At 71.9% G+C, this 14,570-nt stretch carries 17 protein-coding genes; 8 read left to right on the forward strand and 9 right to left on the reverse strand.

Annotated features, from left to right (window positions below; translation table 11 throughout):
- Nucleotides 1-73: 73 nt before the first annotated feature.
- Together tgmB and tgmA are read right to left on the reverse strand one after the other, a co-directional pair.
- Nucleotides 74-1,030, reverse strand: a complete 957-nt coding sequence (tgmB, locus tag ASC56_RS01200) for an ATP-grasp ribosomal peptide maturase (RefSeq protein WP_055489216.1) — start codon at nt 1,028-1,030, stop codon at nt 74-76.
- Nucleotides 1,031-1,044: 14 nt separating this feature from the next.
- A complete protein-coding gene (tgmA, locus tag ASC56_RS01205) occupies nt 1,045-1,236 on the reverse strand; it encodes a putative ATP-grasp-modified RiPP (protein ID WP_055489217.1) in 192 nt (63 codons plus the stop codon).
- A 250-nt stretch (nt 1,237-1,486) separates the two neighbouring features.
- Here tgmA and ASC56_RS01210 point away from each other — a divergent pair, with 250 nt between their 5' ends.
- Nucleotides 1,487-1,774 carry a hypothetical protein gene (locus ASC56_RS01210; protein WP_079102215.1) on the forward strand — a complete coding sequence of 96 codons (288 nt, stop codon included), beginning with the start codon at nt 1,487-1,489 and terminating at the stop codon, nt 1,772-1,774.
- A 40-nt stretch (nt 1,775-1,814) separates the two neighbouring features.
- Here the strand turns inward: ASC56_RS01210 and ASC56_RS01215 are convergent, their stop codons facing one another.
- Nucleotides 1,815-2,798 carry an aldo/keto reductase gene (locus tag ASC56_RS01215; RefSeq protein WP_055489219.1) on the reverse strand — a complete coding sequence of 328 codons (984 nt, stop codon included), beginning with the start codon at nt 2,796-2,798 and terminating at the stop codon, nt 1,815-1,817.
- A gap of 151 nt (nt 2,799-2,949) precedes the next feature.
- Between ASC56_RS01215 and ASC56_RS01220 the strand changes: the two genes are divergently transcribed.
- A complete protein-coding gene (locus tag ASC56_RS01220; RefSeq protein ID WP_055489220.1) occupies nt 2,950-3,786 on the forward strand; it encodes a hypothetical protein in 837 nt (278 codons plus the stop codon).
- 12 nt (nt 3,787-3,798) lie between these two features.
- Here the strand turns inward: ASC56_RS01220 and ASC56_RS40455 are convergent, their stop codons facing one another.
- On the reverse strand, nt 3,799-3,972 hold the full coding sequence (locus ASC56_RS40455) for a hypothetical protein (RefSeq protein ID WP_159039580.1): 174 nt from the start codon (nt 3,970-3,972) through the stop codon (nt 3,799-3,801).
- A gap of 215 nt (nt 3,973-4,187) precedes the next feature.
- Here ASC56_RS40455 and ASC56_RS42720 point away from each other — a divergent pair, with 215 nt between their 5' ends.
- Nucleotides 4,188-4,310 (forward strand): hypothetical protein, encoded by a 123-nt coding sequence (locus ASC56_RS42720; RefSeq protein ID WP_267887599.1) that lies wholly within the window; start codon nt 4,188-4,190, stop codon nt 4,308-4,310.
- 214 nt (nt 4,311-4,524) lie between these two features.
- Here the strand turns inward: ASC56_RS42720 and ASC56_RS01225 are convergent, their stop codons facing one another.
- Nucleotides 4,525-4,914, reverse strand: a complete 390-nt coding sequence (locus ASC56_RS01225) for a hypothetical protein (RefSeq protein ID WP_055489221.1) — start codon at nt 4,912-4,914, stop codon at nt 4,525-4,527.
- 184 nt (nt 4,915-5,098) lie between these two features.
- Between ASC56_RS01225 and ASC56_RS01230 the strand changes: the two genes are divergently transcribed.
- From ASC56_RS01230 to ASC56_RS01250, 5 genes are all read left to right on the forward strand, one after another.
- Nucleotides 5,099-6,028: a MurR/RpiR family transcriptional regulator gene (locus ASC56_RS01230; RefSeq protein WP_055489222.1), complete on the forward strand. Its 930-nt coding sequence runs from the start codon at nt 5,099-5,101 to the stop codon at nt 6,026-6,028.
- 338 nt (nt 6,029-6,366) lie between these two features.
- Nucleotides 6,367-6,753, forward strand: a complete 387-nt coding sequence (locus tag ASC56_RS01235; protein WP_055489618.1) for a hypothetical protein — start codon at nt 6,367-6,369, stop codon at nt 6,751-6,753.
- A gap of 123 nt (nt 6,754-6,876) precedes the next feature.
- Nucleotides 6,877-7,182: a YkvA family protein gene (locus ASC56_RS01240; protein WP_055489223.1), complete on the forward strand. Its 306-nt coding sequence runs from the start codon at nt 6,877-6,879 to the stop codon at nt 7,180-7,182.
- A 61-nt stretch (nt 7,183-7,243) separates the two neighbouring features.
- On the forward strand, nt 7,244-8,539 hold the full coding sequence (locus tag ASC56_RS01245) for a CAP domain-containing protein (RefSeq protein ID WP_055489224.1): 1,296 nt from the start codon (nt 7,244-7,246) through the stop codon (nt 8,537-8,539).
- Between the two features lie 156 nt (nt 8,540-8,695).
- Nucleotides 8,696-9,928: a serine hydrolase gene (locus tag ASC56_RS01250; RefSeq protein WP_055489225.1), complete on the forward strand. Its 1,233-nt coding sequence runs from the start codon at nt 8,696-8,698 to the stop codon at nt 9,926-9,928.
- Between the two features lie 150 nt (nt 9,929-10,078).
- Here the strand turns inward: ASC56_RS01250 and ASC56_RS42725 are convergent, their stop codons facing one another.
- The 4 genes from ASC56_RS42725 to ASC56_RS01265 form a co-directional block, all read right to left on the reverse strand.
- Nucleotides 10,079-10,327, reverse strand: a complete 249-nt coding sequence (locus ASC56_RS42725; protein WP_267887603.1) for a substrate-binding domain-containing protein — start codon at nt 10,325-10,327, stop codon at nt 10,079-10,081.
- Entirely contained in the window at nt 10,324-12,681 is a 2,358-nt protein-coding gene (locus ASC56_RS01255) for a glycoside hydrolase family 65 protein (RefSeq protein ID WP_055489226.1), read from the reverse strand. The genes ASC56_RS42725 and ASC56_RS01255 overlap by 4 nt, the downstream gene beginning before the upstream one ends.
- Entirely contained in the window at nt 12,678-13,427 is a 750-nt protein-coding gene (locus ASC56_RS01260; RefSeq protein ID WP_055489227.1) for an HAD family phosphatase, read from the reverse strand. The genes ASC56_RS01255 and ASC56_RS01260 overlap by 4 nt, the downstream gene beginning before the upstream one ends.
- Before the next feature lie 114 nt (nt 13,428-13,541).
- Nucleotides 13,542-14,408 carry an ANTAR domain-containing protein gene (locus tag ASC56_RS01265; RefSeq protein ID WP_055489228.1) on the reverse strand — a complete coding sequence of 289 codons (867 nt, stop codon included), beginning with the start codon at nt 14,406-14,408 and terminating at the stop codon, nt 13,542-13,544.
- Between the last annotated feature and the right edge of the window lie 162 nt (nt 14,409-14,570).

A 14,570-nucleotide genomic window follows, 5' to 3' on the forward strand; every position in this document is an offset into this window, starting at 1 on the left:
CACAGCACGCTTGCGTATCCCGCCCCCCACGGGCAACAGGCATTCAGGCCATAGGGGGTACGGCCGGCACGGCTCACCAGCGGCTCTCGGGGGCGCGGCGCTCCGTCGTGCGCTGTGCGAGCCACAGCGCGACCGCTTCCGCGATCGGCTGCCCGGTCTCCAGTTCGACGAAGCCGAACTGCCCACCCTGATTGCACTCGAGGAACCACCACAGGCCCTCGTCGTCCTCGGCGAAGTCGAAGGCCGCGTAGGCGAGTCCGGACAGCGTCAGGTAGTCGTGGACCGACTTCGCGACGCGCTCGGGCACGGTCGTGGCCTCCCAGGCGTACCCGGTGTCGCCGTACCGCCCGTCGACCTGCCCGGGCGCGGCCCTCTTGCGGGCGCCGAACAGCCGGGCACCGACACAGGTCAGCCGGATGTCGGCGCGCTTGGGGACATACTGCTGCAGCAGGGCCGGTCCGGCGGCCACGGCGGAGAAGTCGGCGTCGGGTCCGATCAGCGTGGTCGGCAAGGAGAGCGCCGGATCGTCGGGCGGCGGCCCCGACGCCGACTTCACCACGACGTCCCGGTACTCCTCGGCGAACTGCTGGGCCAGGCGCGGGGCGGTGGTGATGACGGTCGGGGGCACCGCGAATCCGCTGAGGTGGGCGACCCGTAACTGCCACGGCTTGTAGCGGGCCTGTTCGGCGTTGCGGGGATGGTTCATCCACCGGGGCGTGGCCGAGTAGAGCATGCCGTAGAGGGCCTGGCGGGTCTCGGCGATCAGCCATGGCGAGGCGTGCTCGGCGTGGGCGGCCGGCTCGCCCGGCCGGCGCACCCACACCGAACGCAGTCCTCCCATGCTCAGGACATGCCCGTTGACCGAGAGGTGGCCGTCGAAGTCGCCATGGGCGTAGTCGGCCGACAGCACCGCCTTGCCGGGCAGGTCGGCGGGGTCCAGCCGCATCACGGGAACGCCCCGCTCCTGCAGCTCGGCCACCGCCATGTCGGCGGTCACGTCCTGCTCCGACGTGAGGATGAGGACCGTCATCCGCGTGCGGGCCGTCAGTCGTCGAAGTGGGTCTGGGAACCGGCGGTGGACGTCGTCGTTCCGGCCGCCAGGAGCAGCTCGCGGTCGCTCACGGCGGGCCGGCCGTCGGGCAGCACGTTCAGCTGCCGGGAGGCGTCGAAGCGGTACGGCGTCACCACAGCCGGAAGCCCTCTGGGCAGGGCGTAGTTGAGGGTGAACGGGCGCACGGGAAACCTCCACGGTCCTGGGTTGCCTCTTCCCAAACCCTTACGTCCTCCGCGCGTAAGGAATTCATCACTTTCCGCCACATCAGGGTGAAGGTCATCACATTGCCACGACACAACCCCGGACCCCGGGGGGCGTCCCCGGCAAGCCGACTGTTAGGTGTCAGTGCTCTCGGCAACAATGCAAGGGTAAAGATCATCTCGCCCTCGGTGCGGGATGACGTCCGTCCGTGTTCCGAAAGGCTGACCCGCCATGACGCGCCCTCGGCTCAGTTCCCGTGCTGCCGAAGTGCTGCGCCTGATCATGGACCGGCGCGTCCCGGTCTTCCTCACGGTGCATGCGAACGGGCGCCGCAGGTACGGATATTGGCAGTCCGGCGGCCGTCCGGTGGCACTGCCCACCGACGAGTGCGACGCGCTGTACGCGGCGGGGCGGATCGTGCTCGGCGACCCGGTCGTCGACCGGGCCAAGACCACCTACCGGGTACGAGCCGCCGAGCGCGGCGGATACCGCGCGGCACGCTCCGCCCTGACGGCCTGACCGGCCGCGCCGTGCGCCGACCGGTCCCCGCCACGGGTGCCTACCAGCGGTCCTCGACCTGCTCCTTGATCCGCCGGTCGTAGAGGTCCTGGATCGCGTCGAGCGTGACCTGCGGCAGCGGCGGCAGCTTCGCGACCGCCGCGTTGGCGCGCGCCTGGTCCGCCGAGCGGGCCCCGGGGATCACCGTGGTCACGCCGGGCTGCTGGACGATCCAGGCGAGCGCCAGCTGGGCCGGGGTGAAGCCCTCCGGCGCGAGCGAGGCGAACTCGGCCGCCGCCTCCACGCCCGTCGCGAAGTCCACGCCGGAGAAGGTCTCGCCCTGGTCGAAGGCCTCGCCGTGCCGGTTGAACGAACGGTGGTCGTTCGCAGCGAAGACCGTGTCCTTGGTGTACCTGCCCGACAGCAGACCGGAGGCCAGCGGCACACGCGCGATGATCCCCACGCCCGCCTCCCGCGCGGCCGGGAGGACCTCGCGCAGCGGCTTCATGCGGAAGGGGTTGAGGATGATCTGGACGCTCGCCACATTCGGACGGGCGATCGCCGTCAGCGCCTCGTCGCACGTCTCGACGCTCACGCCGTAGGCGGCGATACGGCCCTCCTCGACCAGCGTGTCCAGGGCGTCGTACACCTCGTCGGAGGAGTAGACGGGTGTCGGCGGGCAGTGCAGCTGCACCAGGTCGATGCGGTCCACGCCGAGGTTGCGCCGTGAGCGGTCGTTCCAGGCGCGGAAGTTGTCCAGGACGTAGTTCTGCGGGATCTGGTCGACCCGGCGGCCCATCTTGGTCGCCACCAGCACATGCAGGTCGGGCCTGCCGAGCAGGAACGCCGCGAGGGTCTGCTCGCTGCGCCCGTCGCCGTACACGTCGGCGGTGTCGAAGAAGGTCACACCCGACTCCGCCGCCGCCTCCAGCACCTCGTGGGCGTCCTTGTCGTCCACGTCGCCCCAGTCGGCGCCCAATTGCCACGTGCCGAGGCCGATCACCGACGCATGCTGCCCCGACCTGCGGAATTCTCGCTCTTCCATGGGGCCAGTCTGTCATCCGCACCCGCCCGCGCACGGTACGGCCCCTCCTGCGCGCCGCATCCGGTCACCGGCCGGGCCCGGACACGGGGACCGCCCGGAGCCCGCTCTCGCTTCGCCGCTAGGTTGGTCGGCGCCGACCGAGGAGACACACATGCCCGCCCGCCCCCGCCTTCTGTACGTGACCGACCTGGCCTACCAGGCCCGCGGGCGGCGCTACTGCGACGAGGACATCGCCCTGTCCTCCCGGCTGCGCGCGGACTTCGACATCGCCCTGTGCCATCCGCTGGACACGGCGGCGCTGATGGACGACTTCGACGCCGTGGTGGTCCGCAACAGCGGTCCGATGCTGCACCACCAGGCGGCGTACGACGCCTTCCGCGCCCGGGCCGCCGCGCACGGCACCCGTGTGTACAACCCGCTGACCGGCCGGGCCGACATGGCCGGCAAGCAGTATCTGCTCGACCTGACGGCTGCCGGATTCCCGGTCATCCCCACCGCCGACCGGCCCGAGGACCTGGGGCGGCTGCCCGAGAGCGACCGGTACGCGGTCAAGCCGAAGGCCGGGGCGGACTCCATAGGCCTGGACTTCGTGCCCCGCGAGCGGCTGGCGGACCTCAGCTGGGGCGACATCCTGGTACAGCCGCGCATCGACTTCCGTTACGAGGCGTCGTTCTACTACGTCGACGACGCCTTCCAGTACGCCCTGCACGCCCCCGACCCGGCGCAGCGCTGGGTCCTGGAACCCTACGAGCCCACCGAGGCCGATCTGGCCTTCGCCCGGCGCTTCATCGACTGGAACACCCTCGACCACGGCATCCAGCGCGTTGACGCCTGCCGCACCCAGGGCGGCGACCTCCTGCTGGTCGAACTGGAGGACCTCAACCCCTATCTCTCCCTCGACCGCGTCCCCGGCCCCGACCGTGACGCCTTCGTCGCCGCGATGACGGCCTCACTCCACGGGTACCTGGAGGCCGGCCCCCGGGTGTGACGTCCGGAACGCTCAGCCGGTGGCGGCCCGCGGGGTCCGTCGCAGCTTCCGTGCCGCGAGGGCGAGTTGGAGCCGCAGACGGGCCAAGAGGCCACGGCGTAGGAGGGTCGCGGCGGCCCAGGGTGCCTCGGCGACGGCACGCTCCATCGCGAGCAGGTCGGGGATCGGCGGTGTGTCCGGTCCCACCGTGTCGGAGAGCAGGGCGAGCGGCCCCCAGTTCGTCCGCGTGGGCCGTGCGCGGCCCCGGGTCGTACGCCGTTCCCTCGGTCGTGAAGCGGAGCGCGGTGCGGGCCGCCGCCCACGACTCGGCAGCGCCCGCCCACCGCCCCTACCGCTCGCGAGGCGCCGCCGTGGTCCCGCGGACGACCTCCCTACGGGCTCCACGGACCGATTCCGGACCGTTGCCCCTCCGGCGCCCGCTGTCCGGCCTCGTCGACGGGTTCGACCCGGGCGCCGCCGCCGTCCAGCGCCACCGCCCGTGGACGCTGCCCGGTGTGGAGCGGGACTTCCGGCTTCTGGGGTGACGGGCTGCAAGCCGGGTCTCGCTCGCCCAGGAACGCGGCGCACGGCATCACCGACCACGGCAACGCGGGCGCCCTGACGCTCACGCACGACACGACGTTCCGCGACCGGCACCGGTGCGCGGGCCACGGACGCGTCCCTTCCGGCCGCGGCCGCCCTCCTCGTGCCCCGCAACGGCGCCCGGATCGGGCCCGGAGCGGGGCCCGGATCTGAGCCTCAGGCCGGCTCCCGGCTCTCCAGCCGCAGCTCGACATCCACCTCCTGGTCACCGGCGACCACGCCCAGTTGCTGGACGTCGAACGTCTCGTCCAGGGCACGGCGCAGTCGCTCCACCGCCCGGGGTTCACCCTGCAGCTCGGCCTTCACCGGGCCCGACAGGTGCGGTGGCGGCTCCGCCCGCCGGGGCTCGCCATGGGTGGCCGAGGTGTCGAACGTCCCGGTCCACATCGTGGGCCGGGATCCCTCGGCCCTGTGCGGTGCGTCGTCGGCGCAGCGGTCCGACTCGAAGCGCCGGCAGAGTTCGGCGAACAGGCTCCCGGCGTCCTCCGGCGAGCAGTCGCTGACCACCACCTCGACCTCTGGTGCATGCGATAGGGGCGAGTTCACAGCCGTTCCTCTCCTTCGATGGCCGACGCGGGTACCCCACCCCGTGCCTCCCATGCACGACGGTACGGCCGAAGAGGGCGGCCCGCCTGTCGGGGCGCTGTCCGCGATGTGAGCGGTAAGGCCCCTGGTCAGCGCCGTCCGTGAGCTATGTTGAAGGTTCTCGGGACATGAAGGAGGCGGTCCGGTGTCATCGCCGCAGAAGGCACGCGCGCAGGCATCTGCGATCACTGCGGGCAAGACGGCCCCGGAGGCGGGTGCAAGCCCCATGTCCCAGCTCCGGGAGCTGTTCGACGGTCCGAGGCTGTCCCCCGGGCATCGGCGCATCGCCCAGTATCTGATCGAGCACATCACCGAGGCCGCGTTCCTGTCGATCACGGATCTGGCCGAGCGGGTCGGCGTCAGCCAGCCGTCGGTGACGCGTTTCGCCGCGGCCGTCGGCTTCAGCGGTTACCCCGCGCTGCGGGAGAAGCTCCAGTCCATCGCCCTGAGCACGCTGGGCACCCCGAGCGCCCCGGGCACCCTGGCGGAGCACCGCAGCAACGAGCTCCAGGCGGCCGTGGACGCCGAGATCGAGAACCTGGAGAACCTGCGCCGTGACTTCGCCGATCCGGACCAGGTGATCCGCGTCGGGCGGGCGCTGTCGGAGTCGACGCCGCTGACCGTGATGGGCCTGAGGATCTCCGGGTCGCTGGCCGAGTACTTCGCGTACGGGGCCCGGCGCATCCACCCGGACGTGCGGCTGGTGACGCGCGGCGGCACCGTCGCCTACGACGCGCTGCTGCAGTCGCGGGAGGCCGGCGGCACCTGGGTACTGGCCTTCGGAATGCCCCGGCACGCCCAGGAGAGCCTCACGGCCGTGCGGGTGGCGCGCAACGCGGGGCTCAAGGTGGCCCTCATCACCGATCTGGGGCTGGGGCCGCTCGCCGACGAGGCCGACGTCGTCTTCGCCACGGGGACCGGATCACGCCTGGTCTTCGACTCGTACGCCGCTCCGGGTCTGATGGCCGCGGCCCTGCTGCAGGCCATGACCGACGCCGACCCCGAGCGGACGCAGGCCCGCCTCGAGGAGTACGAGCAGATCGCCGACCAGCACCAGTTCTTCCTCAAGGACTGAAGCCCCTGCTGCCGGGCAGTCTCTTGCAGAGCGCCTGCTCTCCGGCACCCCAAGGGCCCTCACAAGCCCGGATCATTCCCCCAAATCTCACCTGAATTTTTTCATGTCCTTGCGTACGCGCCGGTATATATAAATACTTCTTGCGGATCGTGACCCGGACCCCCGGGCCACGCCGTACGGACAACCGGGGCCGTCCGCTCCTACCCAGGGGCTTCGGGTGTCCGGTCGGGTCCCGCCTGCGCGGGCGTCCTTGGCGGCGGCTCCGGCCCTCCCCTAGACCGGAGCCGCCCCCAGAGTTGCCGCACCACCTGAGCCGACGTGACCCGGAAGCGAAGATCATGGCCTTGACGACGTACTCGCCGATCAGCTCGGACTGGCCGTGCCAGGTCAAAACACCCGGCAGTTACGACTGGGAGCGATCGGCGACCAAGTGGCTGCGCGAGCTCGTGCCCGCGCGCTACGCCAGCTACCCCGCCCTGATCCGCCACCCGGTCCTGCTCGCCCGCCACGCGCAGATCCAGGTGCAGAACGAGGTGCGGGTCGCCCGGACCGCGCTGCAGACGGCCCGTGCGGAACTGCCCGGGCTCGGTCTGCCCGAATCCGTCATCGAGCACACCATCAAGCTCTACGCCGCCGAGGTGCTGCAGCTCCAGCACATCGCGCGCAGCGTACGGGCCGTCAGCCAGGCCCTGGTGGAGAGCAGCACCGCCCGCGCCGGCCACTGACGGCGGGCGCACGGGGGCTCCTTCCGCGGCCGTGCGGGGCATTCGGCCACGCGCGGGCACTGTCCACCGCGAAGCCGGGCATCCGTAGGAGAGGACGACTCCTACGGATGCCCGGAGCTGCGCATGGACTCCACGACCTGGACCGTGATCGCCGTTGTCGCGGTCCTCGCCGCGGCCGTGCTCGGCGTGGCGCTCGCCGTGCTGCTGCGGCTGGTCCGCACCCGCCGCGACCTGCGCCGTGCGGGACTGCCGACGGGACCGCGCTGGGTCTTCTGGGGCGCGGTCCTGTATCTGGTGCTGCCCACCGATCTGCTGCCCGATCCCGTCTATCTGGACGACATCGGCGTACTGCTGCTGGCTCTCAGGTCGATGCGCGCCGCAGTACCGGCACGGGAACCCGGGCTCGGCCGCGACGCGTTGTCCGACTGACGGGCGGCGGACCGCGTGGCCGACCGCGTCATGACGACGGTACGGACGAGCGGGCGGCACGATGAACGAGCTGGTTCCCGGGGGCAATCTGCCCCTGCCGGGCGGCACCCTCACACTCGGCGTGCCGGGGCCCTTCGACGTCTCCGCGCTCGTCACGGGCGCCGACGGCAAGGTGCGCGACGACGCGGACTTCGTGTTCTACAACCAGCCGTCCGCGCCCGGTGTCCGGCTGCTTGGCGGGGAACTGACCGTGCATCCGCCCGGGTTGCGGGCCGGCGCGGACCGCGTCACCGTGGTCGTCTGCCCCGCCGACCCGTCCGTGCCCCTGGGTGCCCTGCCCGCTCCCACGCTGCACGTCACCGGCGTGGACGGCCGTGCCGTCGCCCGGTTCAGCCCGCCGCGTCCGCAACGGGAGACCGTCCTGCTGCTGGCCGAGCTGTACCGCCGCGGCACGGGCTGGAAGCTGCGCGCGCTGGGCCAGGGATACACGGACGGACTCGCGGGCGTTGCCCGGGACTTCGGAGTGGAGGTGACGGAGGACGTACCGCCCGCCCGCACGCCCGAGCCGGCACTCGCCCGCGCCCCGGACAGCTTCCTGTCCCTCGTCAACGCCACGCGAACCAGGGCCGGTTCCCCTCCGGTGACGCTGGACGCACGCCTCGCGGCGGCGGCGCACGCCCATGCCGCGGCCATGGCCGATCGCGGTGCCCTCGCCACCGAGAGCGCCGACGGCACATCCGTCCACCAGCGGATCACCAGGGGCGGATACGCGTACCTCACGGTCGGCGAACACCTGGTCTCCGGGCCGCGCACCCCGGCCGAGTTCGTCGAGTACTGCCTGACCGACGAGCGGTCACGCCGCACGCTGTGCGAACCGGCGTTCACCGAGACCGGGGTGGCGTGCGTCGCCGGGCGCCGCCCGGGCGACCTGTACTGGACGGCGCTGTGGGCCCGGCCGTTCACGCCCGCCGGGCTGGTGCGGACGGCCGACGAGGTGATCGCGCTGACCAACGCCGAGCGGGCGGCGGCCGGGCTGCCGCCACTCGCGGCCGATCCCCTGCTCACGGCCGCGGCCCAGGCCCACTGCGCCGACATGGTGGCCCGCGCGTTCTACGCCCACACCTCGCCCGACGGCCGCGAGCCCTGGGACCGCGCGGCCGCCGCCGGCTCCCGCCACCGCGCGGTCGGCGAGAACATCGCCTGCGGCCAGCGCTCCCCCGCCGAGGTAGTGCGCGGCTGGATGGACAGCCCCGGCCACCGCGCCAACATCCTCAAGCCCGCCTTCACCCACATGGGTGTCGGCTTCGCGGGCGGCGGCCGGGCCGGCACGTACTGGACGCAGCTGTTCGGCGGCTGATGTCGTCAACTCCCCCAGTTCCGCGGCATCTTCTTCCGTGTTGATGCAACCTGACCGCTGCTCGGGAGCGTACAGATGGTGCCGTCGCCCGCATCCGTGGCGCGGTCCGTGCCGGAGTCCGGCACCGGAAGATGGAAAGTGGGAGAGAAGAGCTTGATGGTCTCAGCAACGGTGGGCAAGGGTACGGCGCTCGGCGCGGCCCTGCTGTCCCTCCTGGCGGTGCCCGCACACGCCGCCGTCCCCGGCGCCGCCACCACGACGGCCACGGCCGGTCGACTGCCGGCGCCCGACATGGCCGGACTCGACGGCGTGCTGCGCACGGCCCTGTCGCAGGGCGCTCCGGGCGCGATGGCGCGGATCGACGACAACGGCACGATGTACACGGCGGCCGAGGGCGTCGCCGACACCTCCACCGGACGGGCCATCAGCGCCGCGGACCGCTTCCGGGTCGGCAGCGTCACCAAGAGCTTCTCCAGCGTCGTCCTGCTGCAACTCGTCGACGAGGGCAAGCTGGACCTGGACGCGTCGGTGAACTCGTACCTGCCCGGGCTGCTGCCCGACGACGCCATCACGGTGCGGCACGTGCTGAGCCACCGCAGCGGTCTGTACGACTACACCAACGACATGTTCGCGCAGACCGTGCCCGGCTTCGAGGCGGTGCGCAACAAGGTCTTCACCTATCGGCAGTTGGTGAACCTGTCGCTGCAGAAGCCCCGCACCAACGCGCCGGGGGCGGCGTACGCGTACTCGAACACCAACTTCGTCATCGCGGGCATGCTCATCGAGACGCTGACGGGCCATTCGGTGCGGACCGAGTACACGAACCGGATCATCAAGCCGCTGGGGTTGCGCGACACCTTCTACGTGCACCCGGCCACCGCGATCCCGGGATCGCACGCCCATGGCTATCTGACCCCGGACCAGGCCGGTTCGGCGCTGGTCGACTCGACCGAGCAAACCGTGTCCTGGGCGCAGAGCGCGGGCGCGATGATCTCCAGCACCCGCGATCTGGACACGTTCTTCTCGGCTCTGGTGCGCGGAAGGCTCATCTCCGCCACGCGGTTGGCGCAGATGGAGCAGTGGGCGCCGGTCAACAGCACCCAGGGCTACGGGCTCGGACTGCGCCGGCGTGACCTGTCGTGCGGCATCTCGGTGGTGGGTCACACGGGCACCGTGCAGGGGTACTACACCTACTCGTTCACCTCGCAGGACGGCAGGCGCAGCGTCACGGCGCTCGCCAACACCTCCAACAACGCCTCGGTGCTCGGCACCATGGCCCGGACCCTGGAGTCCGCCTTCTGCGGCACGAAGGCGACCAGGGCCGCGAGCCACGGCGCGGCACCGGCCGAACGCCACGAGGACATCGCACCGGCCATCACCCGCGACTGACCCGCAGGTGCGGCCGGGACCGGGCCCCGGCCGCACCATCGCGGGGGGGCGGTCGGCGGGGTGAGTGAGGGTCGGGCGCCTTGAGTCGGGAGGGCCATCGCGCACCGGAGGCGAGGCTCAGGCCCGTCGCCGACCCCGGGCGCGGTCGGCTCAGCTGGACTCGCGGACCACCAGTCGGCACGGCACCGTGTGCACTCCCGGGGCCGGTCGGGTGTCGATGGCGTCCAACAGCCGTAGCGCGGCGATCCTGCCGATCTCGGCGAGGTTCATGTCGATGGTCGTCAGGGGCGGCCGGGGGTCGGTCCGGCGTCCGGTGACGGGAGGTCGCGCAAGCCACCGCTGCTCACCGTGCCGACCGGCACGGTGAGCGGCACCGCGCGGGATCGCTCCTGGAGTCAGCCCTCCGTGGCCGCCGGATGGTTCGGACGCCGGTGCGGCGGCTGGTCCGGGGCAGGGCGGGGCTTGAGCGGTGGAATGTCCCGGGTGTGCGGCTTGTCCGGGTCGAGCGTTACCGGCCCGCCGTGGTGATGGATCGTCAGCGGCTTGCCGGTCACAAGGGTGTACGTGGCGGAAGTGCGCCCGATCTCCACGCGCAGCCGACCGCCGAGCAGTTCGAGCGTGAACGCGAGGCGCCCGAACCTCTCCGGCAGCCGCGGCGCGAACTCGATCCTCCCCCCGTGGTGGCGCAGGCCGCCGAAGCCCGCGACGAGCGCCATCCAGGTACCCGCAAGGGACGCGATGTGCAGGCCGTCGCGGGTGTTGTGCTCCAGGTCCTGCAGATCCATCAGCGCGGCCTCGTGCAGATAGTCGTACGCGAGCGCGAGATGGCCCGTCTCGGCCGCCATGACGGCCTGACAGCACGCGGACAGGGACGAGTCGCGCACGGTCAGAGGCTCGTAGTAGGCGAAGTTTCGTGCCTTGTGCTCCGCGTCGAAGAAGGGACTGCAGGTGTACATCGCCAGCACCAGGTCCGCCTGCTTGACCACCTGCTTGCGGTACAGGTCGAAGTACGGGAAGTGCAGCAGCAGCGGATACTGGTCGGGGCGGGTGGCGGCGAAGTTCCAGCGCTGGTAGCGGGTGAATCCGGCGTGCTGTTCGTGCACGCCCAGTTCCTGGTTGTACGGCACGTACATCGCCTCGGCCGCGTCCCGCCAGGCCGCGCTCTCCTCCTCGTCGACGCCCAACTCCTCGGCCCGGCGCGGATGGCGCTCCACGGCGTCGGCGGCGGCCAGCAGGTTCGCACGCGCCATCAGGTTCGTGTACGTGTTGTCGTCGGCGACCGCGCTGTACTCGTCCGGGCCCGTCACCCCGTCGATGTGGAACGTGCCGTGGTGGTCGTGGTGGCCGAGCGACCGCCACAACCGGGCCGTCTCCACCAGCAACTCGACCCCGGTGTCGCGTTCGAAGCTGTCGTCGCCCGTGGCGGCCGTGTAGCGGACCACGGCGTCGGCGATGTCGGCGTTCACATGGAACGCGGCGGTGCCGGCCGGCCAGTACGCCGAACCCTCCGAGCCCTCGATGGTCCGCCAGGGGAACGCGGCGCCGCGCAGCCCGAGCTGCACGGCCCGTTCCCGCGCCGCGGGCAGCGTGTTCTGCCGCCACCGCAGCGCCTCGGCAACCGAGTCGGGCGAGGTGTAGGTGAGCAGGGGCAGCACGAACATCTCGGTGTCCCAGAAGGCGTGGCCGTCGTAGCCGGAGCCCGTCAGTCCCTTGGCCGGGATGGCGCGCTGTTCGGCGCGGGCCCCGGCCTGCAGGACGTGGAAGAGGGCGAAGCGGACCGCCTGCTGGATCTGCTCGTCACCGTCGACCTCGACGTCCGAACGGGCCCAGAACTCGTCGAGGAACTTCCGCTGCTCGGCGGCCAGTCCGGACCAGCCCACACTGGTGGCGGCGGCCAGCGCCGCGTCCACCTGGTCGCTGATCGCGGGCAGCGAGCGCGTGCCTGACCAGCCGTAGGAGACGAACTTCTCCACGCGCAGCCGCTCTCCCTGGCCCAGCGCGGAGGCGACGGTGAGACGGGCGAGGTCGGCGGTCGCCTCCGACTCGGTCGTGGTCGGCTCGGGACCGGAGACGACGTGGTCGGCGGCGGCGCCGACCCTGAGGCCGCTCCTGCGGGTGCGGTGCACCAGCCGCAGCCGGCCACTCTTCGCGAAGTGCTCCTCCGCCTCCAGCGGTGACTCCAGGACGATGGCGGTACGCGGATCGCCGTCGCGGCCCGGCAGTTGCTCGTTGGCGACCAGCTCCGACTGGACGACGATCCGCGCCGGGCCGTCGACGGCCTCGACCTCGTAGGCGACCGCGGCGATGGCGCGCTGGGTGAAGGAGACCAGCCGGGTGGAGCGCACCCGGACCGTCGTACCGGCCGGTGAGGTCCATTCGCAGGTCCGGGTGAGCAGTCCGGTGCGCAGGTCGAGGACGCGTTCGTGGGAGCGCAGCCGGCCGTAGCGCAGGTCGAAGGGCTCATCGTCCACGAGCAGCCGGATGATCTTGCCGTTGGTGACGTTGATGACGGTCTGACCGGACTCCGGATAGCCGTATCCCGCCTCCGCGTAGGGCAGCGGATGCAGCTCGTGGACGCCGTTGAGGTAGGAGCCGGGCAGTCCGTGCGGCTCCCCCTCGTCGAGGTTGCCGCGCCAGCCGACGTGCCCGTTGGACAACGCGAACACGGACTCGCTCTGCGGCAGCACATCCAGATGGAGCCCTCGCTCGCGCAGCACCCAGGGCTCGACGGCGTACGACGTGTGCGTGATCACGGGCGCTCCCCCGGCTCCCCCAGCTCCGCCAGGTCCCGTACGACGATGTCGGCGCCGTGAGCGCGCAGCGCGTCCGCCTGTCCCACCCGGTCCACGCCGACGACGTACCCGAAGTGGCCCGAGCGCCCGGCGTCCATGCCCGCCAGCGCGTCCTCGAACACGGCGGCGGCCTTGGCCTCGACGCCGAGGTCCTGGGCGGCGGCGAGGAAGGTGTCGGGGCGCGGTTTGCCGGGCAGATGGCGCTGCGCCGCGACGACTCCGTCGATGCGGACGTCGAAGAGGTGCTCCGCGCCGATCGACTTGAGCACGTCCCGGCAGTTGGCGCTGGAGGACACGACGGCCGTGCGCAGACCCTCGGCGCGCGCGGCCTCGACGTACCGGATCGTGCCGTCGTACGCCTCCACGCCGCGGGTCCGGATCAGCTCCAGGAGCAGGGCGTTCTTGCGGTTGCCGAGGCCGTGGACGGTCCCCCGGTCCGGCGGGTCGTCGGGGTCGCCCTCGGGCAGTTGGATGCCGCGGGAGCCGAGGAAGGTCCGTACGCCGTCGGCGCGGGGGCGTCCGTCGACGTACTCGTCGTAGTCGGAGACCTCGTCGAAGGGGCGGTAGCCGTCCCCGTCCCGCTGCCGCAGGAAGTCGTCGAAGGTCTGCTTCCACGCGGCCGCGTGCACGACGGCCGTCTTGGTGATGACCCCGTCGAGGTCGAAGAGGCAGGCCTGGATGCCGTCCGGAAGACCGAGCTTCGTCATAGGAGCCACTTTCCCCGAAGAACGCCGCACAGAGGGTGGCGAGTGCCACATTCGGTTGCCGGCACACCTCCGGGGACGGGGCGGGGCCGTGGAGGTCGTGGCGAGGCGGGAGCGTCAGGACCGTCTGACCGGTGTGCCGGTGTGGCCGCGGCCCAGTGCGTGCAGGTGTTCGAGGGCATCCACGACGACCGTGCGGTGGTACCAGGCGAGCCACTCGCCCGCCTCGACGCCGAGGACGTCCAGGGCCTTGGTCTGGGCCGTCGTCAGTCCGTCGAGCGGGCGCTCCAGATGAGCCGACACCATGCCCACGCACACGCCGGACGCGGTGGTCAGCGGCACGCTGTGGCAGGCGCGGCTGCCGGCCCGCAGGATGGCCTCGCGCGCGGGTTCGGTGAACAACGGGTCCTTCGCGACGTCCTGGACGGTGACCTGGGCGACATTGCGAGCGGCCAACGCGCACGCGGTGCCGCCCTCCCCGACGTGCTCGAAGAAGTCGATGAACTCGGGAGTGAGTCCGATGTGCTTCTCCATGCGCAGACCGCCCGCCGCGCGGTCGACCGTCTGGACGTCGCCCATGCCCGCCTCGACGACCGTGAGGGTCTGGCTGAGCACGGCGCTCAGCAGGGCGCCCCGGTCGCGGCGCCCGACCCGGCCCTCCCGGTCGAAGGTCAGCGGGGGCTCGGCCTGGCGGACCCGCCGCGGAAACCACAGAGGTGCGCGAGCCTCCGGGCGCGGGGCGGCCAGCAGGGCGCCCGCCAGGGTGCGCAGTTTGACGTTGTGCTGCTGGGACGCGCGCTGGAGCAGGGCGAAAGCGCTCTCGGCGTCCGGCAGCGCGTAGCGTTCCCGCAGTATGCCCTGAGCCTGGGAGATCAGCGGATGGGCACGCATCCGGGCCCGCAGTTGCCGGACCTCGGCGCGCAACCGCTCCAGTTCCGCGTCCTCGCCGTGCTCTTCCGGTCGCGTATCGCTGTACGAGGCCATGGCCCCTTTCCCTTGCTCTCGGACGGCGCGCCCGGTGCGGGCGGCCCTGTTCTCGCGCCTTCCCCGCGCGGCGTCCCACACGCGGGCCGCCCGGCCGACTGTGAGGGGGAACACCGGCGCCGGTGGGTGACGACCCCGGGATCCGCCCTCCGGTCTCGCGCT

The organism is Streptomyces sp. TP-A0356 (assembly GCF_001417775.1).
Classification (GTDB): Bacteria; Actinomycetota; Actinomycetes; order Streptomycetales; family Streptomycetaceae; genus Streptomyces.